19 protein-coding genes and 1 other RNA gene are annotated in these 23425 nt (G+C 66.3%); 12 read left to right on the top strand and 8 right to left on the bottom strand.

Annotated elements, in window-relative coordinates; all coding sequences use genetic code 11:
• Positions 1 to 20 precede the first annotated feature (20 nt).
• Positions 21 to 96: non-coding RNA, sX9 sRNA (locus LL964_RS18100), on the top strand.
• Positions 97 to 829: 733 nt separating this feature from the next.
• On the opposite strand, the gene LL964_RS18095 is transcribed toward LL964_RS18100, so the two are convergent.
• Entirely contained in the window at positions 830 to 1357 is a 528-nt protein-coding gene (locus LL964_RS18095) for a hypothetical protein (RefSeq protein ID WP_104588679.1), read from the bottom strand.
• 363 nt (positions 1358 to 1720) lie between these two features.
• On the opposite strand from LL964_RS18095, the gene LL964_RS18090 reads away from it, so the two are divergent.
• Together LL964_RS18090 and lldD are read left to right on the top strand one after the other, a co-directional pair.
• A complete protein-coding gene (locus LL964_RS18090; RefSeq protein WP_104588680.1) occupies positions 1721 to 3091 on the top strand; it encodes a hypothetical protein in 1371 nt (456 codons plus the stop codon).
• 194 nt (positions 3092 to 3285) lie between these two features.
• Entirely contained in the window at positions 3286 to 4446 is a 1161-nt protein-coding gene (gene lldD / locus LL964_RS18085) for an FMN-dependent L-lactate dehydrogenase LldD (RefSeq protein WP_104588681.1), read from the top strand.
• Positions 4447 to 4659: 213 nt separating this feature from the next.
• Here lldD and ligD read toward each other — a convergent pair whose 3' ends face one another.
• Genes ligD through LL964_RS18070 form a run of 3 tightly spaced genes read right to left on the bottom strand, consistent with a single transcriptional unit; the run spans position 4660 to position 8207 of the window.
• Positions 4660 to 6852 (bottom strand): DNA ligase D, encoded by a 2193-nt coding sequence (gene ligD / locus LL964_RS18080; RefSeq protein WP_104588682.1) that lies wholly within the window; start codon positions 6850 to 6852, stop codon positions 4660 to 4662.
• A 3-nt stretch (positions 6853 to 6855) separates the two neighbouring features.
• Positions 6856 to 7809, bottom strand: a complete 954-nt coding sequence (ku, locus tag LL964_RS18075) for a non-homologous end joining protein Ku (RefSeq protein ID WP_104588683.1) — start codon at positions 7807 to 7809, stop codon at positions 6856 to 6858.
• Complete coding sequence (locus LL964_RS18070) at positions 7809 to 8207, bottom strand: hypothetical protein (protein WP_104588684.1); 399 nt, start codon at positions 8205 to 8207, stop codon at positions 7809 to 7811. Before LL964_RS18070 ends, ku begins: the two co-directional genes overlap by 1 nt.
• Before the next feature lie 150 nt (positions 8208 to 8357).
• On the opposite strand from LL964_RS18070, the gene LL964_RS18065 reads away from it, so the two are divergent.
• On the top strand, positions 8358 to 8534 hold the full coding sequence (locus LL964_RS18065) for a hypothetical protein (RefSeq protein ID WP_167395435.1): 177 nt from the start codon (positions 8358 to 8360) through the stop codon (positions 8532 to 8534).
• Between the two features lie 161 nt (positions 8535 to 8695).
• Here LL964_RS18065 and LL964_RS18060 read toward each other — a convergent pair whose 3' ends face one another.
• The gene (locus LL964_RS18060) at positions 8696 to 9091 is read right to left on the bottom strand and encodes a DUF779 domain-containing protein (protein ID WP_104588685.1); all 396 of its coding nucleotides are present in this window, start codon (positions 9089 to 9091) and stop codon (positions 8696 to 8698) included.
• A gap of 301 nt (positions 9092 to 9392) precedes the next feature.
• Between LL964_RS18060 and LL964_RS18055 the strand changes: the two genes are divergently transcribed.
• The gene (locus LL964_RS18055; RefSeq protein WP_104588686.1) at positions 9393 to 9950 is read left to right on the top strand and encodes a hypothetical protein; all 558 of its coding nucleotides are present in this window, start codon (positions 9393 to 9395) and stop codon (positions 9948 to 9950) included.
• A 69-nt stretch (positions 9951 to 10019) separates the two neighbouring features.
• Positions 10020 to 11348, top strand: a complete 1329-nt coding sequence (locus LL964_RS18050; RefSeq protein WP_104588687.1) for an XVIPCD domain-containing protein — start codon at positions 10020 to 10022, stop codon at positions 11346 to 11348.
• A 145-nt stretch (positions 11349 to 11493) separates the two neighbouring features.
• On the opposite strand, the gene adh is transcribed toward LL964_RS18050, so the two are convergent.
• From adh to LL964_RS18035, 3 genes are all read right to left on the bottom strand, one after another.
• Entirely contained in the window at positions 11494 to 13023 is a 1530-nt protein-coding gene (gene adh, locus LL964_RS18045; protein ID WP_104588688.1) for an aldehyde dehydrogenase, read from the bottom strand.
• A gap of 434 nt (positions 13024 to 13457) precedes the next feature.
• Positions 13458 to 14225: a hypothetical protein gene (locus LL964_RS18040; protein ID WP_167395436.1), complete on the bottom strand. Its 768-nt coding sequence runs from the start codon at positions 14223 to 14225 to the stop codon at positions 13458 to 13460.
• A gap of 154 nt (positions 14226 to 14379) precedes the next feature.
• Positions 14380 to 16506 carry a TonB-dependent receptor family protein gene (locus LL964_RS18035; protein ID WP_167395437.1) on the bottom strand — a complete coding sequence of 709 codons (2127 nt, stop codon included), beginning with the start codon at positions 16504 to 16506 and terminating at the stop codon, positions 14380 to 14382.
• 156 nt (positions 16507 to 16662) lie between these two features.
• Between LL964_RS18035 and LL964_RS18030 the strand changes: the two genes are divergently transcribed.
• The 6 genes from LL964_RS18030 (at position 16663) to LL964_RS18005 (ending at position 22825) form a co-directional block, all read left to right on the top strand.
• Positions 16663 to 17865 carry an amino acid aminotransferase gene (locus tag LL964_RS18030; RefSeq protein WP_104588691.1) on the top strand — a complete coding sequence of 401 codons (1203 nt, stop codon included), beginning with the start codon at positions 16663 to 16665 and terminating at the stop codon, positions 17863 to 17865.
• 346 nt (positions 17866 to 18211) lie between these two features.
• Entirely contained in the window at positions 18212 to 19228 is a 1017-nt protein-coding gene (locus LL964_RS18025; RefSeq protein ID WP_104588692.1) for a class 1 fructose-bisphosphatase, read from the top strand.
• A gap of 291 nt (positions 19229 to 19519) precedes the next feature.
• On the top strand, positions 19520 to 19774 hold the full coding sequence (locus LL964_RS18020) for a DUF2164 domain-containing protein (RefSeq protein ID WP_104588693.1): 255 nt from the start codon (positions 19520 to 19522) through the stop codon (positions 19772 to 19774).
• A gap of 134 nt (positions 19775 to 19908) precedes the next feature.
• Complete coding sequence (locus tag LL964_RS18015) at positions 19909 to 20298, top strand: hypothetical protein (protein WP_104588694.1); 390 nt, start codon at positions 19909 to 19911, stop codon at positions 20296 to 20298.
• A 112-nt stretch (positions 20299 to 20410) separates the two neighbouring features.
• Positions 20411 to 20935: a hypothetical protein gene (locus LL964_RS18010; RefSeq protein ID WP_228329488.1), complete on the top strand. Its 525-nt coding sequence runs from the start codon at positions 20411 to 20413 to the stop codon at positions 20933 to 20935.
• A 261-nt stretch (positions 20936 to 21196) separates the two neighbouring features.
• Positions 21197 to 22825: a TldD/PmbA family protein gene (locus tag LL964_RS18005; RefSeq protein WP_167395438.1), complete on the top strand. Its 1629-nt coding sequence runs from the start codon at positions 21197 to 21199 to the stop codon at positions 22823 to 22825.
• Positions 22826 to 23425: the final 600 nt, after the last annotated feature.

The following is a 23425-nucleotide window of genomic DNA, read 5'->3' as shown; positions in this document are numbered from 1 at the left end:
GGCCGGTGCTCGGGATCGGCGTGTACCACACGTACACTCCGGTTCCTGCGCGCCGTCCACACCCACCTGACGACCGCTCGCGACGTTCTGTCAGCCGCTCCAAGTCGACGCGGTATCTGCCTGACGGTTCTCCGCCAGGCAGCCTCCGCGACAGGCAGTGCGACAACAGGGCAACGCTTCTGTCGGTCGTTGCCAGGCAACTTCAGCAGGACATCACTCCGCGACCAGCTCGGGGTTTCGGCTGGAAGCAACACCTGGCCGGAGCCGGTCGGCGTGGTGACTGAAAGTGAGGTCATCTGACCGCGTGCCACTGCAGGGATCGAGACCATCGTCATCACCGCGACCCGTGTCTGTCACGCCCGGGGGGGCACAGGCGCATCGGCATCGGGCGGACCGCGTGATCCAGCTGAAACGCGCGCCGGCCAGGCCCCCCTGCACCGCCGCTCGCCACGACCATCCATAGATCGCGGATCGCGCTCGGCCGCCTCACCCTAGGTCAGCAGCGCGGCCTGGGTCCAGCTGGCGGGCAATTCCGCCTGGGTGGGCGCCACCCAGGCACTGGTGGACAGCACGACGATCAGCACAACGAGGACCCGGATCAGGCGCATGACGAACTCCGCAGCGGACCGGAGCGCCACGCGTCCCCGAGCGGCTCCATCGGCCGCGCAAGGACCATCGTCCAGGGGCCGGGATGTGACCTGACGGCAACCTTACGGTTGTGGGCAGATTACTGCAGGGTGCCAAAAATCCTTGTAAAACAATCAGTTGTTTTTTTATCCAGAAAAACGCAAGACGTCCCTGGCGGACCCCATCCGCCAGGGACTGCCGTTCAGCGCACGATCTTCTTGCAGTCGTTCAAGGTGCTGGTCGCGTTCTTCAGCGCGATCGCATGCCCTGACTGGCCCAGCTTGATCTTGCGGATCACCTCGGCCATCGCGTTCTTGCCCTGCTGCTTCCAGCCCTTGTAGCTCGGCCCCTTCTTGAAGGCGTCCAGATCCTTGAGCGTGTTGTCGAACGCGCCATTGATCAGGGTGCGTCGGTCCACGCAGTTCTGCCATGCCGCCAGGCGCTGGCGGTTGGCTGCTGCGCCCGCCGCCTGCTGGCACGCCAACGCACCGCAGGCGCTCGCGTCATGCAGACCGTCGTTCTGGTCCACGCAGGTGCTGCGCCTGGTGTCGTACGGGATCAGCTGACAGCCTTCCAGTTGGGAACGCCTGATCACATCGGCTTCGGAAACGTCGTTGCCCTTGAACAGCGCCTGCGGCGACGCCGCGGGTGCAGATCGCGGGACGGGCGCACTGCATGCAGCGAACAGCAGCGACAACATCAGCAAGACGCACTTGCGCAATACGTTCATGACGGCAGCCCTGGTCGGAGACCGGAGCGCGCGATGCGGTCTCCGGGCGGCGCGAGGGGCCGCGGCGCCACCCTGCAGCCGGCCCGCCGCGCGGACCTGACGGCCAGCTTACGGTTGCGGCCAGCGCGCACCATCGCGTGTCTGGCATGCCGTCACTGACGCTGCCGCCAGCGCGCGTGCGCCGCGGAAATCCGAGGCGGCGCATGGACTTGCCTTCCGGCAGGTTGCGGTAAGGCGACGCCGCGTGCCGGCGCGGCACGGTGGCTGCCGTCCGGCTCCGTGCCGACCGGACGTCACCGCCGCGCTGCCGGCGGCCCCAAGGCACCTGCCGCGGCGCCCGCTGCGGTCCATCGAGACGCACCCATGCTCACCCATACCGACAACGCTTCCGCTACCCCGGCCGCCGTGGAGCACGATTCCCCGGTGTCGCTGTTCCGCCAGACCGCTGCGCAACGCCGCCAGGACGCCGCCGCACTGCAGGCCGCGGACTACGATCAGAAGCCCTGGGGCCTGCTGTACCGCGCGCTGACCGAGGCCATCGGGGCCAGCCCGGACACCTTCCAGATGGTCTATCCGTTCACGACCTGGGCCTGGCCGTTGCAGCAGCCCGGCTTCATCGGTACCGCGCAGTACGACTTCTGCTCCACGTCGCCGCAATGGAGTGCGGTCGGCGCCTTCGTGTCCAGCGGGGACCGCTTCAATCAGGCCTACCAGGAATTCCTCAACGTGATTCCTGCGGCAACCGACGATGCCACGCTGCGGCAGAGGATCAAGGCCGCCGACGACGCGCTGACCGCGGCCAGCAATGGCTACACCATCGCCTACAACCAGGCGCGGTCGACCTACCAGGACGAGGTCACCGACAACGACCCGACCTTCACCAAATGGCTGGGTTCGCCGGCCGGCGCCGGTTGGCAGACCAAGATCGCCAGCATGCAGACCAAGATGGAGCAGGCGCAGATCACCTACAACGCGCTGGTGGCGCAGGCCAACACGCCGGGCCTGCCCGATGCGCAGAAGCAGATGGCCAATCACGACTTCTACGCCAAGCTCAACGATCCGGCGCTGTCCAAGTTCCCGCTGGTGCCGAACTGGTCGGTGGCGCAGAACGCCAGCGAATGGGTCGATGCGGTGCAGGCCGGCCAGGGCCCGGCGGGGGCCACCATGGGCTTCAACAACCGCGATGCGGCCTACGATTACAGCAAGACCTGGGCCGGCGGTTCGGCCAAGATCCGTCAGCTGTTCTGGGAAGTGCACGTGGACGGCAAGTGGCAGCGCATCGACGCGTTCGAGACCGACAACGAATTGAACGTGTCGGTGGAGTTCGAGGCACTGGACCTGATTCAGATCCAGCCCAGCGACTGGTACAACGGCCCGTTCGTGCGCAGCAAGCGCAACGGCCCGTTCGTGAAGGGCTACAGCGCGTTCGGCGAGGACGGAACCCAGGCAGTGTTCGGCGAGAAGGGCTTCTTCGGCCTGCTCAAGACCGGCATGTACGTGGGCTACAAGCCGACCTTCACCATCACCACCAGCAAAGCGTCCTTCAGCAAATTCTCCGAGAAGTTCAAAGCCTCGACCGGGCTGCGCATCGGGCCGTTCACCTTCGAGGCCGAGGGCGGCAGCGAGAAGGCCGGTTGGAGCCTGAGCGAGTCCGGGCAGAGCTTCACCGGGACCACGACCTCCGACCAGCCGCTGATCATCGGGATCGCGATCTCCAAGCTGCCGCCGGAGTGATCGATCACACGTGGGCCGGCGCGCCTTGCGGGGCGTGCCGGCATTGCGCCGCGGTCCTGCCCCGCCGCCACTGCGCGAAGGTCGCCGCAGCGGTCGTCGCGGTACCGCACGGCGCGGCACCGAGCGCCGGATGACCCACCCGCCGTACCGATCGCCTTACACTCGGCGGCTCCCCCGCCCCCGCCTCGTCTTCGATGATCATTTCCGCCGCTTCCGACTACCGCGCCGCTGCGCAAGCACGCTTGCCGCCCTTCCTGTTCCATTACATCGATGGCGGCGCGTACGCCGAGCACACCTTGCGGCGCAATGTGTCGGACCTGGCCGATATCGCGCTGCGCCAGCGGGTGCTGCGCAACATGTCCGACCTGAGCCTGAGCACCGAGCTGTTCGGCGAAACCCTGGCGATGCCGGTGGCGTTGGCACCGGTGGGGCTGACCGGCATGTACGCACGCCGCGGCGAAGTGCAGGCCGCCCGCGCGGCGGCGGCGCGCGGCATTGCGTTCACCCTGTCCACGGTGTCGGTCTGCCCGATCGAGGAAGTGGCGCCGGCGATCGAACGGCCGATGTGGTTCCAGCTGTACGTGTTGAAGGACCGCGGCTTCATGCGCAATGCGCTGGAGCGCGCCAAGGCGGCGGGTGTGACCACGCTGGTGTTCACCGTGGACATGCCCACGCCGGGCGCGCGCTACCGCGATGCGCATTCGGGCATGAGCGGGCCGAACGCCTCGCTGCGGCGCATGCTGCAGGCGGTGACGCACCCACGCTGGGCCTGGGATGTGGGCCTGCTCGGCAAGCCGCACGACCTGGGCAATATCTCGGCCTATCGTGGCAGCCCCACCGGCCTGCAGGACTACATCGGCTGGCTGGCGGCCAATTTCGATCCGTCGATCTCGTGGAAGGATCTGGAGTGGATTCGCGAGTTCTGGACCGGACCGATGCTGATCAAGGGGATCCTGGACCCGGACGATGCCCGCGATGCGGTGCGCTTCGGTGCCGACGGCATCGTGGTCTCCAACCATGGTGGGCGCCAGCTGGACGGCGTGCTGTCCAGCGCGCGCGCGCTGCCGGCGATTGCCGATGCGGTGAAGGGGCAGCTGAAGATCCTGGCCGACTCGGGCATCCGCAGCGGTCTGGACGTGGTGCGCATGCTCGCGCTCGGCGCCGACGCGGTGTTGCTGGGCCGCGCTTTCGTCTACGCGCTGGCGGCGGGCGGGCAGGCCGGTGTGGAGAACCTGCTGACCCTGATCGAACGCGAGATGCGCGTGGCAATGACGCTGACCGGCGCACGCTCCATCGCCGAGATCAGCGGCGATACCTTGAGCCGGGTGACGCGCGAGGCGGCGGTGTCGCTTTGATTCGGGATTCGGGATTCGGCAGAGCATCGCGCATTCCGGCTGCGAAGTTTGCTGTCTGGGGAAGCCGTTTAGCTGTCTGGGGAAGCCGTTCAACAGACGCAACCCATAGCACGATCGATGCCGCAGTCTGTGTAGCAGCGCGCCAAAGTGCGACCGGACCTTACCGGGAAGGCCGTCGCGTGCAGGCAAGCTTCTACGGGGTATGCGTTGCCATCAGGATGCCGTGTTCCCGGCAGCGCGCTCTGTGCCTGGCAGCTCGCCGGGTAGAGACTGCTTGAGCGTCAGCACGCTGGCCCAGGGATGATTGCGCTGGCGCCTGGCACGCTGCCGGGCCTTGTCCATCGAAAATGCATCCGGCCCGGCGAGCTTGCCCAGCTCTTCCCAGCGCAGCGGCACCGCCACGGTGGCCTTCTCGCGCGCGCGCAGCGACCACGAACACACACTGGTATTGCCGCGCCCGTTGCGCAGCCAGTCGATAAAGATCACGCCTTCGCGCCTGGCCTTGCTCATGGTCGCCACATAGCGCTCCGGCGCCTGCGTGGCAAGCGCCTGCGCAAAGGCTTCGCAAAAATCGCGCGCCTGATCCCAGCTCGCTGCGGGCACGATCGGCACCACCACGTGCAGGCCCTTGCCGCCAGACAGGCGCACCGCGCTTTCCAGCCCGGCTGCACGCAGCTTGCTGCGGATCTCGCGCGCGGCAGCCACGACCTCCTTCCAGGCAACGCCGTCGCCGGGATCCAGATCGAACACCAGCCGGTCCGGATGCTCCGGGTCGTCGATGCCCGCGCCCCACGGATGCAGCTCCAGCGTGTTCATCTGCACCAGCTCGAGCAGGCCGGCTACATCTTCGATGTACAGGTAGTCCTCGCTGCCGCTTTTCTGCCGGAGCGCAATCGCCTCGATATGCGCACCCAGCTGGCGGCCCTGATGCTTCTGGAAGAAGCAGTCGCCGCCGACGCCATCGGGGCAGCGCAGCAGCGACAGCGGCCGCCGTGCGATCTCTGCCAGCACCAGCGGCGCCACTGCGCGGTAGTACCCGGCCACATCGCCCTTGCTGATGCCCAAGGCGGGAAACACCACACGTTCGGGATGGGTGATGGTGACGCCATCGGTCGACGTGGATGTGGATATGGACCCGGCGGACCTGGATGCCTTCGCTTTGGCTGTCGCGATCGTCTTCGATGCCGTCGACCGTACGCGTTGGCTGGTGGTCCTGGTGGATGCTTCCACTGTCGTTCTGGAGGTCTGCTTCGTCGCCGCCTTGCGTGCGAGCGCGGTGGCCTTGGTCACGACACTGCTCCGACGTGCAGCACGCGGCTTGCCCGGCGCGACCCGGTCGCCTCCCAGCTCGTCGATCGGCTTGTCCTCGCGCAGGCGCTTGAATGCGGCCTGCCGCAGCAGGCCCTGACTGGCCCAGCCACGAAAGGCGACCTCGGCGATCAACACCGGCCGCACCCAACGTACATCGCGTGGTTGCCCGTGAACGTGCGCAGGCAGGGAAACGGTGGGGGTGTCGCTGTGCAGGGCCTGCAGTTGTGCGGTGATGTGCGCCAGCAACGCCGCATCGAAGCCGGTGCCGACACGGCCGACGTAGCGCAGCGACTGCCCATCCTTGTCGGCCAGCAGCAATGCGCCGAAGCCGCTGCGCGCGCCCTTCGGTTCGGTATAACCCACCACCACGAACTCGTCGCTGTCGGCGTGCTTGGTCTTGACCCAGTCCGCGCTGCGCCCGCCCTGATGGCGCGCATCGATCCGCTTGCTGACGATGCCCTCCCACCCTTTGCCGGCGCTGGCGGCGAACACGTCCGGGCCGCGCCCGATCACATGGTCGCTATAGGCCAGGATGCCCGGCGCCTCGCCCAGTAGCGCGCGCAGCAACTGCTTGCGTTGCAGCAGCGGTGTCTCGCGCAGATCCACGCCCGCCACGCCGAGCAGATCGAACACGATGTAGCGCAGCGCGCGCCGGGCACTGCCGTCGAGCGCCGCCTGCAATGCCGAAAAATCGCTGCGCCCCTGCGCATCCAGCACCACTAGCTCGCCATCCAGCCGCACATCGCGCACGGGCAACGCCCGGACCGCGTCGGCCACCTCGGAGAACCGGTCGGTCCAGGCCTGATCGTTACGCGAGCGCAACTGCACCTTGCCGTCGATCAGATCGGCCAGCACACGGTATCCGTCCCACTTGATCTCGTGCAGCCATGCATCGCCATCCGGCGCCTGGTCGCGCAACAGCGTCAGCTGCGCACGCAAGCCGCCAGGGCAGACGCGGTCGCGGGCGTTGTCCAGCGCCAGCGCGCGGGCGTGCCAGCGTTGTTCGTCGGTCTTGTGCCCTGCAGGCCGCAGCGGTTCTGCCGTGTCCGCAGGGTGGAGCCCGCGGCGCCGGGCGACTGGCTTACGCGCGGCCATCGGCTACCCGGCCTTGCGGCGCGGTGCGGATTTTGCCGCCGTCTTCTTGGCCGCCTTGCCTGCGGTCTTGCGGGTGGCCTTCTTCGTCGCCTTCTTGGTACCGGCCTTTTTCGCCGCCGGGGCGGAAGGCGCTGCACCGGCCTTCTTGGCTGGCGTGCGCGTGTTGGCCTGCAGGCTCTTCTGCAGCAGCGACATGAAATCCACCACGTTGGTGGTGGCGTCTTCCCGTTGCGGCGGCTCGCTGTCCACCCTGGTGGTGCCGCCTTTTTCCTGGATGCGCTTGCGCAGTATCTTTTCCAGCTTGCCGCGGAATTCGTCGTGATAGTCCTCCGGCTGCCAGGTGCCGGACATCGACTCGATCAACTGCCTGGCCATTTCCTGCTCCTTGGGCGTGATGCGGTAGTCGCCCACCGCGCCGGCCGGCAGTTTGTAGTCCTGCGGGTCCACCACTTCCTGCTGATAGCGCAGCAGCAGCAGGATCAAGGCATCGCCCTGCGGCATCACCGCGGCCAGGTATTCGCGGGTGCGGATGACCACCTTGGCGATGCCGACCTTGGCGGTGTCGCGCAAGGTTTCGCGCAGAAGCACGTAGCCTTTCTCCGCCTTCTTGCCCGGCACCAGGATGTAGGGCTTTTCGAAATAGCGCGGGTCGATGTCGGCAGCATCGACGAAGGTTTCCACCTCCACCGTCTCATGGCTTTCCGGTGCCGCCGAACGGATGTCCTGCTCCTCGACGATGACATAGCTGCCCTTGTCGTATTCGAATGCCTTGACGATCTCCTTCCAGGGCACCTCGTCGCCGGTCTCGGCATTGACGCGCTCGAAGCGGATGGGCTTCTTGTCGCGCGAGTCGAGCATGCGGAAATGCAGGTCGACCTTGCGCTCGCCGGACATCAGCGACACCGGCACGTTCAGCAGGCCAAAGGACAGCGTTCCGGTCCAGATCGGCCGCGCCATCAGTGCGACGCCCCATGAATTGCCGCATCGGGAATATGGTCCAGCGCCAGCCAGGCGTCCTCGACGATGTTGCGCACATGTGCCCAGTCGAGCCGGGAGGCGCCGCGCATGCTTTCCCATTGCGCCGCCAACGCCTGTTCGCAGTAGGCATCGGCGCCACGTGGCCAATCGGCGGCGTGGGTGATGCGCGCGAACGCGTAGGCCGGGCAGAGATCGCGCCAGGTCGGCCCGCCGCGGCGACGGCGGCGCTGATAATCGGCACGGCTGTAGCAGCGGAAATCCTGCGCGATGCCCGCGGTCTCGTGCGCGGCCCGCCGGCGCGGCAACGGTGGCGATGACGTGGGATCGGCATGGGCACGGAACAGGCGTCGATCGGGGCGGCGATCCTGGGGGCGCATGGGTCTGCTCCACGGCAATGCATCGGGGGGCCACAGGAGTAACGCCGGAACCGTGAGCCATGCGTGAGAAATCCGCATGCATTGCGCGATTTGCGTGCCCTTCACCGGTGCGGCGGTGAACTGGGTGCCTGTCCAATCAGGAGTTCTGCCATGTCCCGCGACCCTCTTCGCGACCAGCCCGCACAGCCGGGCGAACAACGCGGCAAGCGCGATGCCGAGCACTACGAAGACCGGGGCGCGGGCGACGCGCCCGACACCCTGATTCCCGCCGACGACACCACCCCTGCCAAGACACCGGGCAGCAAGATGCCAGGCAGCGCGCCCTAGCGGCATCCGCGCGCTGCGGTGTGTGCGCCAATCACGGCACTTGCATCGCGGCGCACTTCGAGCGGACAGCAACGCCGGTGCCATACACGCCGTAGCTACCTGCCGTCTCGGAATGCCGCGCCGGGCGCGCCATCGCCTGAGACCCGGCGCCGGCCCTGCGTTCACACCCGGCCGGCTGCCTCCAGTTGCTGCATCTGCGCATCGCTGAACAAGCGCGAGCGCACCAGGAAGCGCACACCTTCGCCATTTTCCAGCGAGAACATGCCGCCGCGCCCCGGCACCACATCGATGATCAGCTGGGTATGCTTCCAGTACGCGAACTGCGATGGGCTGATGTAGAACGGCGCGCCGCCGATTTCGCCCAGCAGGACATCGCGGTCGCCGACGATGAAATCGCCCACCGCAAAACACATCGGCGAGGAGCCGTCGCAGCATCCGCCGGATTGATGGAACAGCAGATCGCCGTGTCGCGCGCGCAGGGTGTCGATCAGCTGCAAGGCCGCCAGTGTCGCCATCACCTGCGCTGGTGGATCGCTCTGCGCTACGGTGTCGTGCATCGCGTTCTCCTGCGGCGGGCCCGGGTCGGCCCGGCAGGCACGATACGCCTGTGCGCCGCAGCAGCGTGTCTAGGCGTGCGCGGTATGGGTCAGCCTGCACGCACGCCTGGGGTCGGCGGTGGCGGCGCGCCAGGGCGAGGACACTGCCGCGACAGCGCGCCGGCTCGCGCACGCATCGCTCCAGGTGCGCTGCACGCCGTGCGGCCGATGCGGCTACCGATCCATGGTCGCGTTCGGTTTACACGGCGGCGACAAGCCGGTGCTTTACGCTTGCAGACCTCCTGGAAACGGACGCCATCCCATGACCCCACGCCTGTTGACCGCCACCGTGCTCGCGCTGCTGATGCAGGGCTGCAACGCATCGCAGCCTGCTGCCACCGCACAGGCCACCTCGCCTGCCGCGCCCACTGCCGCGGCCGCCACATCGGCGCAGGCGGCGGCCACGCCACCCGCCAACCGCCCGCCGCTTCCGCTGGAAGCCTGCGCCCGCAATGCAGACGGGTTTGCCGCCTTCTTCGAGACCATCGTGAGCGATCCGGCAGTGCGGGCCGCCTACAGCGCTCCCACCATCGAAGAGCGCGATCTGCGCGACCCGTCCAGGCGGGTGGACCGGCCAGCCGAACCGTTCCGCCTGACCCTGATCGACTATCGCTGGTCGTATGACGAACCCGGCAAGGAACCTGGCGAAATGGCGCGGGTAAAGCTCGACCTCAAGCCCGATGGCGAGCGCATGCGCGCGGATTTCGTCAGGGCCGAGTTCTCTGCCGACGACGAGGTCACCCGGACCTTCGGCGCCCCGGAGGCCTATGTGTTCGAGTACACGCAACGGTGCTGGCTGTTGACCCAGCATCTGCGGTGATTGGCCGATCGCCGGCCCGCCGGGGCGCGGCGATCGTTCGCTGCATCGACATCGACAAGGAGATTGCGCATGCCCAAGTACAGCATCCTGGAGTCCGTGGGGGGAGGCGTCCAGCACGTCCACGACTATGAAGATCTCGAACGCCACCATCCCACCCGCGGCAACGAATCCGGACGTGTCTATGCCACCGTCAACGGGGATCGCGAGGAACTGCTCGGCAACTATCGCGGGACGGCTACCGTCTCGGCCGACGGCGACTATTTCGTCTCCAAGGACTTCGTGTTGAAGATCGGCGATTCCAGTGCGGTGCCGGTTCCGGCGATCGCCAGCGGCTACGTCGGGGGGATCGATCCGGGCAACGGCATCGTGCAGATCTACGACAAGCCGGCCTCCGATCCCAGCCGGGAAATGATCGCCCAGTACCGGCATCTGGACCTGCGCAATACCCAACTCGAGGCCGGCGACCGCATCGAGTACGGGCAGCCGATCGGAATCCAGGGCGGCTTCAACAAGGGCAACCCCAGCGCATTCGGCAAGCATGTGCATGTGGACATCAATACCGGCTACCTGCCGCAGGCCGAGCGTTACGTGCGCGATATCGGCAGCGGTGCGATCACCAGCGAGCAGCGCCCGCAGCCGGCGCAACCCAATCTCACCGGCCCGGCCCAGGTCACTCATCTCTCCGGCAACGGCCGCACGGTTGCCGCACCGGTCGGGGCCACTGCGGCGGGCGCGGCGCCGATGGCCGACGGCCTGCTGCGCAACAAGGAGCATGGCCCGGAAGTGAAGGCATTGCAGGAGCGGCTGAATGCCCTGGGCTACACCGATGCCAGCGGCCAGCCGTTGGGCACCGATGGCAAGTTCGGCGACCGGACCGAGCAGGCGGTCAAGGCCTTCCAGCGCGATCATCAGCTGAGCGACGACGGCATCGCCGGCCGCGAGACCTTCAAGGCGCTGGCAGACGCCCAGCCGCGCCGGCCCGCGCAGTCGGCCGCGGTGCCGGAGCAACGCAGCGACACCGCAGGCCCGCTGCTATCGGATCAGGCGCACCCGCGTTACCCGATGTATCAGCAGGCCGTCGGTGCGCTGGAACGGCTCGGCGCTGCGGGCGGATTCAAGGATCGCCGGGAACTGGAGCAGGCGGCGGGTACCCTGGTGCACGATGCCAGCATCAGCGGGCTATCGCGCATCGACCACGTGGTGGCCAACAAGGCCGGCAACGGCCTGTTCGCGGTGGAAGGGGGGGTGGACGACCCGGCGCACCGGCGTGCCTATGTCGACCGCGAGCAGGCAACGCAGCAGACCCTGGCGCACTCCACGCAGAAGCTGCAGCAGGATCTGCCGGCAGGCGTCGAGCAGCCCGTCGCGCGCGAAACCAATCGCGCCATGGCGATGTAGGCGGCCCACGGACGGGGCGTGCCGTGCGGGGCGGCAGGGACCACGCTGCCGCCCCGCATGCCGCCGCGTGTCGAGCCGGTGTGCCACGCTCGCTTGCGCGGACGTGGACGCCGGGATAGCGCGTCCACGCGTCACGCCGCGGCCCTCAGAAGAAGCCCAAGGCCTTCGGCGAATAACTCACCAACAGGTTCTTGGTCTGCTGGTAGTGGTCGAGCATCATCTTGTGGTTCTCGCGGCCGATGCCCGATTGCTTGTAGCCGCCGAACGCAGCATGCGCCGGATAGGCGTGATAGCAGTTGGTCCACACACGGCCGGCCTGGATCGCGCGGCCCATGCGGTACAGCCGCGCGGCATCGCGGCTCCAGACGCCGGCGCCCAGGCCGTACAAGGTGTCGTTGGCAATCGCCAACGCCTCGGCTTCGTCCTTGAAGGTGGTGACCGAGACGACCGGGCCGAAGATTTCTTCCTGGAACACGCGCATCTTGTTGTGGCCCTTGAACACGGTGGGCTTGACGTAGAAGCCCTCGGCCAGCTCGCCATCGAGCGTGTTGCGTTCGCCACCGATCAACACTTGCGCACCTTCCTGCTTGCCGATGTCGATGTAGGAGAGGATCTTTTCCAGCTGCTCGCTCGATGCCTGCGCACCGACCATGGTGTTGGGATCCAGCGGGTTGCCCTGCTTGATCGCGGCCACGCGCTCGAGCGCCTTTTCCATGAACCTGTCGTAGATCGATTCCTGGATCAGCGCGCGCGAAGGGCAGGTGCACACCTCGCCCTGATTGAAGGCGAACAGCACGAAGCCTTCCACCGCCTTGTCGAGAAAGTCGTCGTCTTCGGCCATCACATCGGCAAAGAAGATGTTGGGCGATTTGCCGCCCAGCTCCAGCGTCACCGGAATCAGGTTCTGGCTGGCGTACTGCATGATCAGCCGGCCGGTGGTGGTTTCGCCGGTGAAGGCGATCTTGGCGATACGCGGATTGCTGGCCAGCGGCTTGCCGGCCTCCAGGCCGAACCCGTTGACCACGTTCAACACGCCGGCCGGCAGTAGATCGCCGATCAGCTCCATCAGCACCAGGATGGATGCCGGCGTCTGCTCGGCCGGCTTCATCACCACGCAGTTGCCGGCGGCCAGCGCCGGCGCCAGTTTCCAGCAGGCCATCAACAGCGGGAAATTCCATGGAATGATCTGCCCCACCACACCCAGCGGCTCATGGAAGTGATAGGCGATGGTGTCGCTGTCGATCTCGGAGATGCCGCCTTCCTGCGCGCGGATGGCGCCGGCGAAATAGCGGAAGTGATCCACGCATAGCGGAACGTCGGCATTGAGCGTTTCGCGCACCGGCTTGCCGTTGTCCCAGGTCTCGGCATACGCGAGCAATTCGGTGTTCTGTTCGATGCGGTCGGCGATCCTGAGCAATACATTGGAACGCTCGGTGGTGGAGGTCTTGCCCCACGCGTCCTTGGCTGCATGCGCGGCATCCAGTGCGGCTTCGATGTCCTGTGCGTTGGAACGCGCAATCGAAGTGAACACCTTGCCGCTGATCGGCGTGGTGTTGTCAAAGTACTGGCCACTGTGCGGCGCCACCCACTTGCCACCGATGAAGTTGTCATAGCGCGGCTTGAAGACTGACTGCGGATCGGTGTTGAGCGGCTTGGTTGAGGGCTGCGCGTTCATCGTGGTCTCCGGCGGGGATGGCGGTGCCACGTGTATACCCCCGAATGTGCTAGCGCAATGTCAGTGCACGGGCTGTTGCGCCGCGTCATCGCGAGGTAGGCGGCACGATGCGCGTCCGCTGGAAGATGCGTTGCAGCGCGTCATCGCTGTGGGGATCGGAAATCGCGCGGGTGCGCCCATGCTGCTGCCGCAGCCTCTGCGCTGCGGCAGCGATAGCGATAGCGATAGCGATAGCGATGGCGATAGCGATGGCGATGGCGATGCATCAACGGTGGCCGTCGGCATCGATGCACGCGACAGCGGCGCTCAAGTCTCTTGCCGATACCAGCGAACGTGCACGATCGACGCGCGGATCAGAGCAGGCCATCCGTCGTCCCACGACGCGCATGCACCTGCACGGCCATCCGCGAGACCTTGCCAATCACCTGCAATCGTCAGGAGTCTGCGTCTGTCCCGAACGCAATCGGCAGCTCCGGGAAGGTCTTGCAGTCGGCCACGGTCTGCTGGCGGTAGGCGCGTAGGTGCCAGGCGGGACGTTTGGCGTGCTGCCAGGTGTACACCCAGCGGTAGCGCTGGCCGGCGTTGCAGGCATCGATGGCGATCTCATCGCGCGGGCGGCCGCGCGCCGGCAACGGGACGGCGTCGGACGCCGCGTCCGTGCGCGTACCCAGCGGATTGTCGAAGGACACTCTGCTGACGCGCACGGCGCCCAGGCCGGCAGGCGTGGCCGGTGGCGGCACCTGCCTGGGCTGATCGCTGGCCCTGGATTGCTGCAGCAGCCAGCCGTGGATCTGCGCAATGGCCGGCGCGCCCGCGGGGTAGTCGCGCACGCTGCGCAGATCCACGTGATCGGCCCATGCTGCGTTGCAGACCAGCAGGCCGGCCACCATTGCCGACACAATCGACGTTTGCTTCCAGGCTGCCATCTTCGTGCTCCATGCAGTGAATGAGTGAGCAACGCTATCACGCACATGCGGAGAGACGACAGCCTTCTTCGCATGGCGCGACGCGATTTCAAGCTGCCGTCTTAGATCCTGCGGCGCGTCATGCGCCTCTGCCAACACATCGATGAGCTTGGTCGCGTTCAAAGGCAACAGGAGCAAGAAGCCGGTGACCGACATCGCGCAGTGGATGTCCGGCCAGTCGCGGTTGCCCTCGCGCAGGAGAAGCCAGCCTGCGGGGGCGCGATCGATGACGAGCATGGCGTGATCTGCCGTTTTTTTTATTGGAGATGCACCTGCGCGCTGCCGTGGCGGCCGCGTGGCGGGGCATGTTGTCGGGACGGCTTCGTCGCGCCCGGGTGTGCTCCTTGGGGATGGCGGGCGCGTTGTTGGTCGCGCGCCGCCTGCGGCCTGCTCAGCCGCCAAAATCCCATTGCAGGCCGACCGTATAGGTGCGCTCCGGGCCCGGCTCGTCATAGCGCCCGTTGCCGTCGTTGACGATCACCGAGCCCACGTATTGCCGGTCCAACGCGTTGTCGATACGCGCAAACGTGCGCAGCGCCCCGTGCGCGGTGGTCCAGCGCCTGGAGGCTTCCAGGTTCACCAGCGCATAGCCGGGTGCGCGTTCGGTGGCCAGATCGTTGACCACGGTGGCGGCCGAGGCCACCGATTCGGCGGCGAACTGCCACTGCGCCGGCTGCCACTGCCAGCGTGCGAACAGCTGCTGCCGCGGCACGCCGGGCAGACGCGCGCCACTGGCCACCGGCGCGGCAGGCACGGCGCAGCCGCTGCTGGCGCAGGTCAGATAGCCATCGCGCACCGTGGCATCGACGAAGGTATAGGCCAGCTGCAGCTGCTGGCCCTGCCCGATGGGCTGCTGCCAGCTCAGCTCCGCACCCTGGCGGCGGGTGGCGCCGATGTTGCGGAAGGTGCTACGCCCGTTGGTATTGCTGGCCACCGCCAGTTCGTCGTCGGTGTCGGCGCGGAACAGTGCCAGCTGCAGCGCCGCGCCGCTTTGCGCGCGCCACTTGCTGCCGATCTCGTAGTTACGGCTGGTGGCCGCGCCCAGGTCCAGCGCCAGCCCGGCCGCGCCGTCGTTGCGATACCCCAACTCGTTGAAGGTGGGGGTTTCGAAACCACGCCCGGCCGAGGCGTAAAAGCGTAGATCGTCGGTGGCGCGGAACACGATGCCGGCCACCGGCGTGGTGGCCGAATACGCGCGCCGGCCGCTGTCGTCGGGATTGCGGCCCACGATGTAATGGTCGTCCGACGCGAAGCGCACTTCGCTATGGCGCACACCCAGCAAGGCCGACCAGCGCGCGCTCCACTGCCACCAGGCCTGGGCGAACTGGTCCACGTTCTGCACCCGGTCGCGCTGGTTGCGGCGTAGCGCGCCTCTCACGCCCAGCGTGTCGCCCACGAAGTTCTCGTAGCCGGTGCGGTGCTGGCGCTGGCGATCGACGTTCGCACCCACGGTGAACTGCAGCGGCCGGCCCAGGGCCTCGCCCTGCCAGGCCCAGCGCGCGTCGGCGCCTTCGTAGTTGCTGTCCAGATCGATCACCCCGCCGGCATGCAGCGGATTGCGCTGCACGGCCACCGGCACCGCCAGGAACTGCTCCACGCTGCGGGTGCCACCGTAGGCCATCAGCCGCAGCGTCTGACTGTCGAACTGCTGGGTGAAGATGGCGCCGGCCTGCGACTGGCGCACCGACTTGCGCGTATTGAACTGGCTGGCCACCGCCGTGGCCTGGCGTGGATCGGCATTGAACTGCGCGCGGGTCAGGCCGAGCGGGTCCTGCGCGTCGGGCGCGTCGAGATGGTTGAGCACCAGGTCCAGCCGGCTGCCGGGCGCCAGGTCGAAGCCCAGCTTGACGTTGACCGAATCGCGCTTTGCGCGGCTGTGGTCGCGGAAGCCGTCGGTCTCGAAATGATTGGCGGCCAGGTTGTAATGCACCGCGCCCTGCTGGCCGAGCAACTGCGCGCCCACGTTGACGGTGGCATTGCTGCCGTAGGTGGCGCGCAACCGCCACGGGTCGCCTGCAGCGCCATCGGCACTCCAGAGCTGCAGCACACCGCCGGAGGAATTGCCGTACAGCGCCGAGAACGGCCCACGCAGCACTTCCACCCGCTGCGCACCCAGCACATTGAAATGCGACAACTGGCCCTGGCCGTCCGGCATGCTGGCGGGGATGCCGTCCACCAACAACCGCACCCCACGCACGCCGAAGGTGGAGCGCGCGCCGAAGCCGCGGATCGACAGCTGGGTGTCCTGCGCATAGTTCTGGCGATCGCGCGCCACCAGCCCGGGGATGCCGTCCAGCAGCTCGGACACCTGCGCGCCGCGGCGGTTGTCGTCGTCGGCCGCCACCACGGTAAAGGACGCCGGCAGGTCGAAATCGTCCACCCCGCGCACGCGGGCGGCATCCACCTGGACGGCGGCCAGCCGCTGCGGGGGCGGGGCCGGATCGGCAGCCAAGGCAGGCGCGGCGACACTTGCCATGCACAGGCCGCAGACAGCGGCCAACAGGGAGGGTCTGGGCATGCAGGTAGTGTCCCTTATCCGTCCCTTTGCCGCATCGTTGCGTACGGAACGAAGCATGCCACGCCCGCCGCGCCCTGCTACGATGCGCTGGTTTGGCCCCGCAGCGGGCAACGATCCGGAAGCACCCCACTCTTTCGTCCTTCAGCGAGTCATGCCGTGTCCTTCTTTGCAAACGTGGAACAGGTTCCAGGCGACCCCATCCTGGGCTTGACCGAGGCTTACAACGCCGACAGCCGCCCCAACAAGGTCAACCTGGGCGTGGGCATCTATTACGACGAGAACGGCCGCATCCCGCTGCTGCGCGCCGTGCACAGGATCGAGCAGCAGCTCGCGCAGGACGCCAAGCCGCGCGGCTACCTGCCCATCGACGGCCTGGCCGCCTACGACAAGACCACCCAGGAGCTGCTGTTCGGCGCCGAGTCGGCGCTGCTGGCGGCCGGTCGCGTGGCCACCTCGCAGACCGTCGGCGGCAGTGGCGCGTTGCGCGTGGGTGCGGATCTGCTCAAGAAGCTGTTGCCCACCGCCACCATCGCCATCAGCAACCCCAGTTGGGAAAACCATCGCGCGGTGTTCGGCGCGGCCGGCTTCGAGGTGGTGGATTACACCTACTTCGATGCGGCGACCCACGGCCTGAATTTCGACGGCATGCTCGCCGACCTGGCCAGGCTGGAGCCGGGCACGGTGGTGCTGCTGCACGCCTGCTGCCACAACCCCACCGGCGCGGACCTCAGCAAGGAGCAGTGGAAGCAGGTCGCCGGCCTGTTGAAAGAGCGCAACCTGTTCCCGTTCGTCGACATCGCCTACCAGGGCTTCGACCAGGGCATCGAAGCCGATGCCTATGCGGTACGCCTGCTGGCTGCCGAAGGCATCGATAGCTACGTGGTCGCCAGTTCCTACTCCAAGTCGTTCTCGCTGTATGGCGAGCGCGTGGGCGCGCTGTCGGTGGTCTCGGCCACCGCGGCCGAAGCCAAGGCGGTGCAGTCGCAGGTCAAGCGCATCATCCGCACCATCTACTCCAGCCCGTCCACGCATGGCGCTGCGCTGGTGGCCGGCGTGCTGACCAGCCCGGAGCTACGCGATGTGTGGGAACAGGAACTGACCGAAATGCGCGAGCGCATCCATTCCCTGCGCGCAGGGCTGGTGGAAAAACTCGCCACGCTGGGTGCGCCGGAGTTCGACTTCATCCAGCGCCAGGCCGGCATGTTCTCGTACTCGGGCCTGACCCGGACCCAGGTGGACCGCCTGCGCGACGAGTTCGCGATCTATGCCGTCGGCACCGGCCGCATCTGCGTGGCCGCGCTGAGCCAGCGCAACCTGGACTATGTGGCCCAGGCCGTGGCGACCGTCAGCCGGATGTAAGCGAGCCCGTTGTTGCGTGCAGCCGCATCGACGTACTGCAGACCGGGAGCGCGCAAGCCTCCCGGTTTCTTTTTGCCTGCGCCGCCGAGCGACTGGCGGATCGGTCGCGACCCGCTCCCTTCCCCCCACCCGCCAGCCTTCCCCCGCCGCTTCCCTTCCCCCGCCTGCGGGGGAAGGTGCCCGCAGGGCGGATGGGGGCCCTCGGGCTGGAGGGGAGTACACAACACCCCACCCCCATTCGCACAGATTCGATCAGCCACGATACAAAACGCGCATCAAGTGATCGAAATCTAACGGCGCAATGGCGACAATGGCGGACCACTTCCTACAACAGGCTGCCCGCTCCATGTCGCGTCCCTCGCTGACCCGCTTCCTGATCGAAGAACAACATGCCGGCCGTATCGATGCGGAACTGCGCCAGCTGATCACCATCGTCTCGCGCGCCTGCAAGCGCATCTCCATCGCAGTGAGCAAGGGCGCTCTGGGCGGCGTGCTCGGCGATGCCGGCACCGGCAACGTGCAGGGCGAGGCGCAGAAGAAGCTCGACGTGCTGAGCAACGACATCCTGCTCGAAGCCAACGCCTGGGGCGGCCACCTGGCCGCGTGCGCCTCCGAAGAGATGGACCACAGCCAGCCGGTACCCGACCAATATCCCAGCGGCGACTTCCTGCTGCTGTTCGACCCGCTGGACGGCAGCTCCAATATCGACGTCAACGTCTCGGTCGGCACCATCTTCTCGGTGCTGCGCGCCCCCAAGGGCACCGAAAAGCCCGGCGACGAGCACTTCCTGCAACCAGGCACCCAGCAGGTCGCCGCCGGCTACTGCATCTACGGCCCCAGCACCATGCTGGTGCTCACGCTCGGCCACGGCACCCATGCCTTCACCCTGGAGCGCGAAGAAGGCAGTTTCCTGCTGACCCAGCGCGACATGCGCGTGCCCGAGGACACCGCCGAATTCGCCATCAACATGTCCAACCAGCGCCACTGGGAGCCGGCGATGCAGGCCTATGTCGGCGACCTGCTGGCCGGCAACGAAGGACCGCGCGGCAAGAACTTCAATATGCGCTGGATCGCCAGCATGGTGGCCGATGTGCACCGCATCCTCACCCGCGGCGGCATCTTCATCTATCCCTGGGACAAGAAGGACGCCGCCAAGCCGGGCAAGCTGCGTCTGATGTACGAAGCCAACCCGATGGGCATGCTGGTGGAACAGGCCGGCGGCGCCGCCACCACGGGGCGCGAACGCATCCTGGACATCCTGCCCACGCAACTGCACCAGCGCGTGCCGGTGTTCCTGGGCTCGAAGAACGAAGTGGCCGAGGCGACGCGGTATCACCTGGAGTTTGACAAGGCGCAGGGCTGACATACCCAGGTCCTTTCATCGCCCATGTTGAGCAGATCGGGGGCACCCGCCTTCGCGTGGGTGCTGCGGTCGTGGTGGTGAAATCGACCGTTGTCAGCATCATATTCGAATGGAGTCTTTACGAAGAACGTTCTGGATGGCCTGACGATATCTGAGCAGTTACCCATGCGGGTGGAACTGGAGCCCTGCTATGGCTTGGGCGGGAGCTTTGACTGCACCCACATCGAAGTAACCGACGTGGAGTCCAGCCCCGGGCTCCAGCCAAAATTATCGACTGCTTGCTAGAGCTCCATGGCAGACATTGAATTCAGCGAAGGCGAGCGGGCGGCGATCACGCGCAAGATCCAGCTATATTTCACCGAGGAACCCAAGCAGCAGATCGGCCGCTTCGACGCGGAGTTCCTACTGGACTTCTTCACCGAAGAGGTGGGAGCCTATTTCTACAATAGAGGCGTCTACGATGCGCAGGCCATCGTTGCCAGCAAACTGGATGACCTGAGTGAGGCGATCTACCAGCTGGAACGTCCTACCGACTTCAGGAAGTAGCGGTCGGCACGACCACGATCGAACTCCGCTTCGAGCAATGCCGCCGCGCAGCCAGGGGCGTTGACGGCCGCAACGACATCGACAAGCATTGCGGCGGTCCGCACTATCGCGGTGATGTCAACCGAGCTGAAGCGATGAACATGCGCACCGCCCGACTGCTGCTGGTTCTGGTGGGGGTGGTACTGCCTTATGCAGCGCGCCTGCCGCGTGGGCTGGACTGGCTCGCGCAATACACCGATGTATCGCTCGGCGGCTGGTTGTTCTTCGCGGCATTCAACGCCATCGCGTGGGGCGCATTGGTGGCCATCAGCTTCGCGTATCGGCGGCCGGTCGCCTTGCTGATTCCCTGCGGCCTCGGGTACGGCGCGCTGGCCTGGGCGCACTCCACCCTGGATCTGCGCGCAGACGCGCAGTCGGCGGTGGCGCTGATCTTCATTCCGATCTATGCCTTGCTACCGATCGGGGTGGGCGGTGCGCTCGGCTGCTTGCTGGACCGCAAGCTCCGGCGCATCGCGACGCAGTGAGACTGCGCCGACCTGCCCTCCCACCAACTCCAGGGCAGATGGCCCGCTACTACCCGAAGCGGGCATGCTAACGTGCGCTCCACTGACGCTGCCGACATTTCAGGAAAGTGACGTGGAAGCGATCTGGAACGTATATCCGAACAAGGGCCTGGGGCCGCTGGAATTTGGCATGACGCGGACCCAGGTGGGCGCGTTCGAAGACGTCATGGGGCCGCTTGATGAGGCAACCGAGGAAGTATTGCCGGATGGCAAGCTGGCAATCAACGAATTTCGAAACCGCGACGCACCGCTTTGCTCGTTTCAGGATGGAAAACTCGTCCATCTCTCGATCGGGCAGTCTGCGTTGATCGATATCAGGTTTCAGGATGTCTCCGTGTTCAAGGACGACCCAAAACAGGTCTACTCCACGCTTGGGGAAGCGGCAGGCACGGTCTTCTGGTATCACAACAGTGTCGTCATGCCGGCACTCGGACTGGAGTTGGCCGGGTTCGTGATTGAGTACAGTCCCAAGGGCAGGCCCCCGATTTTCGTCAGCAGGAAGACAGGGTTCACCTGGCCGCAACTGGTACTTTTTCAGCCAGGTTATGCGCATTTCAAGACACAGGATCTGGTCGAGATTTCCAACCAGGCGTTGTGACTGCACGATGAGGTCGCCCGTGCTGCCGGCCGCAACGGAACGTATGCCAAAGCCACCATGGCGCTGCAGTAGGTAAGATAGTTCGAACCTCATTGCTGGACGCTGCTCGCGTTCGCTTATTGCGGTGCTGATTTCGTGTTGTATTGCTGCCTATTCCTCGGAACGGCAAACGACGGCACTTGACCAAAGCCACATGTGCGGTAAGGCTCGGGCGCTGGCGTGCACCTCTTGCGCTGCGCGCATCGATCGGAGAATCCGCACGTGGACCGTCGCACCTTCCTCACCCTGTCCGGCATCGGCGCTGCCGGCTTGCTGCTGCCGCACACCCGCCTGATCGCTGCCGAGCAGTTGCTCGCGCCCGTGGACGCGGCGCGCAATCGCCGCCTGGCCGATAGCGCGCTGACCACGGCCAAGGCCGCTGGCGCCAGCTATTGCGATGTGCGCGTGGGGCGCTATCTGCGCCAGTTCGTGATCACCCGCGAGGCGCAGGTGGAGAACGTGGTCAATGCCGAATCCAGCGGCGTGGGCGTGCGCGTGCTGGCCGATGGCGCCTGGGGCTTTGCCGCGACCAATACGCTGACCAGCGATGGCGTGGCAGGCGCCACCCGGCAGGCGGTTGCCATTGCGAAGGCAAATGCGCGCCTGGGCGGCACACCGGTGCAATTGGCGCCGGTGACGCCAGCCGGGCAGATCAGCTGGAAGACACCGATCAGGAAGAACGCAATGGAAGTGCCCCTGCAGGACAAGGTGGCGCTACTGATGGACGTCAACGCCGCTGCGCTCAATGCCGGCGCCACGTTCGTCGCATCGCGCATGTTTGCGATCAACGAGCAGAAATATTTCGCCAGCAGCGATGGCTCCTACATCGATCAGGACGTGCATCGGCTGTGGCTGCCCTTCACCGTCACCGCGGTAGACAAGGCCAGCGGCAAGTTCCGCACCCGCGATGGATTGTCTTCGCCGATGGGGATGGGCTACGAATACCTGGATGGCGATGCCAGCCAGAAGCATCAACTGCCGGGCGGGCTGGTCGGCTACGGCCACAGCTACGATGCGCGCGAAGACGCCATTGCCGCGGCCAGGCAGGCACGCGCCAAGCTCACCGCACCATCGGTGAAGGCGGGCAAGTACGATCTGGTGATCGACCCGAGCAACCTGTTCCTGACCATCCACGAGTCGGTGGGCCATCCGCTCGAGCTCGATCGCGTGCTCGGTTACGAGGCCAACTACGCCGGCACCAGCTTCGCCACGCTGGGCAAGCGCGATGCGAAGTTCCGCTGGGGCAGCGAGACGGTGACCTTCGTCGCCGACAAGACCCAGCCCGGCAGCCTGGGCGCGGTGGGCTACGACGATGAAGGCGTTAAGACCAAACAGTGGGACCTGGTCAAGGACGGCATCCTGGTCGACTACCAATGCACGCGCGACCAAGCACACCTGTTGGGCAAGACCGCCTCCGACGGTTGCAGCTACGCCGATTCGTGGTCGAACGTGCAGTTCCAGCGCATGCCCAATGTGTCGCTGGCGCCCGGCAAGACGCCGTTGGCGGTTGCGGACATAATCAAGAACGTGGAGCGCGGTCTGTACATCCATGGCCGCGGTTCGTATTCGATCGATCAGCAGCGCTACAACGCGCAGTTCGGCGGGCAGTTGTTCTACGAGATCGAGAACGGCCGGATCACCCGGCTGGTGGAAGACGCTGCCTACCAGATCCGCACGCCCGAGTTCTGGAACGCCTGCAGCGCGGTGTGCGACGAGCGCGACTTTCGCCTGGGCGGCTCGTTCTTCGACGGCAAGGGTCAGCCGAGCCAGGTCTCTGCGGTGTCGCATGGTGCGCCCACCGCGCGCTTCGATGGCATCAATGTGATCAGTACCGCGCGTTCGTTGGGGTGAGGGCTGCGAGCAAACGGTTGGCAGTGTCTTTGGCAGAGCGGTCTTACCTGGAGATAGTCGGAGCGCTACTACCGACGTCCTGCTTGTTTAGATGCGGTCAACAGCCTGGTTGGTCGAGGGTGCGGTGCCCTCACCGCTCGCGGGACACGCCGCAAGTACGTCCGTGTAGGCTCGGTGGCGGCATCCATGCCGCCACACGGTCCCGCAATCGGCAAGGACACCGCACCAGAATGTTGGTCGGTTGCCTCCCCAAAGCTTGTCCGTTGCTCGGCTTGCATCAGTACACTCGTCCGACGCACCGTATTCAAGCAACGCACTTCATGCCTTGCTTGCAACCATGCACACCGACCATCGTGACCGGTCCTTGCCCGCTCACCGTCGCGTGACCATTCCAAGGTACAAGCATGATCATCGAACACCGCCAGCCGCGCTCGCCGCCCATCAACGCAAGCCGGTAGGGCTACCGGCTTCATACGGGCCAACGGTTGAACGCGTACCCCTGCCGAAAGTCATTTGACGGAGCATTCTTCCCCCGGCAAGAATCGGCGACACCGTGCAGATGCGATCTGCGCCTCACCACGCTACCCGCGCACCGCGCGG

Source organism: Xanthomonas melonis, assembly GCF_020783655.1.
Lineage (GTDB): Bacteria > Pseudomonadota > Gammaproteobacteria > Xanthomonadales > Xanthomonadaceae > Xanthomonas > Xanthomonas melonis.
This window is presented reverse-complemented; position numbering and strand designations above follow the sequence as displayed.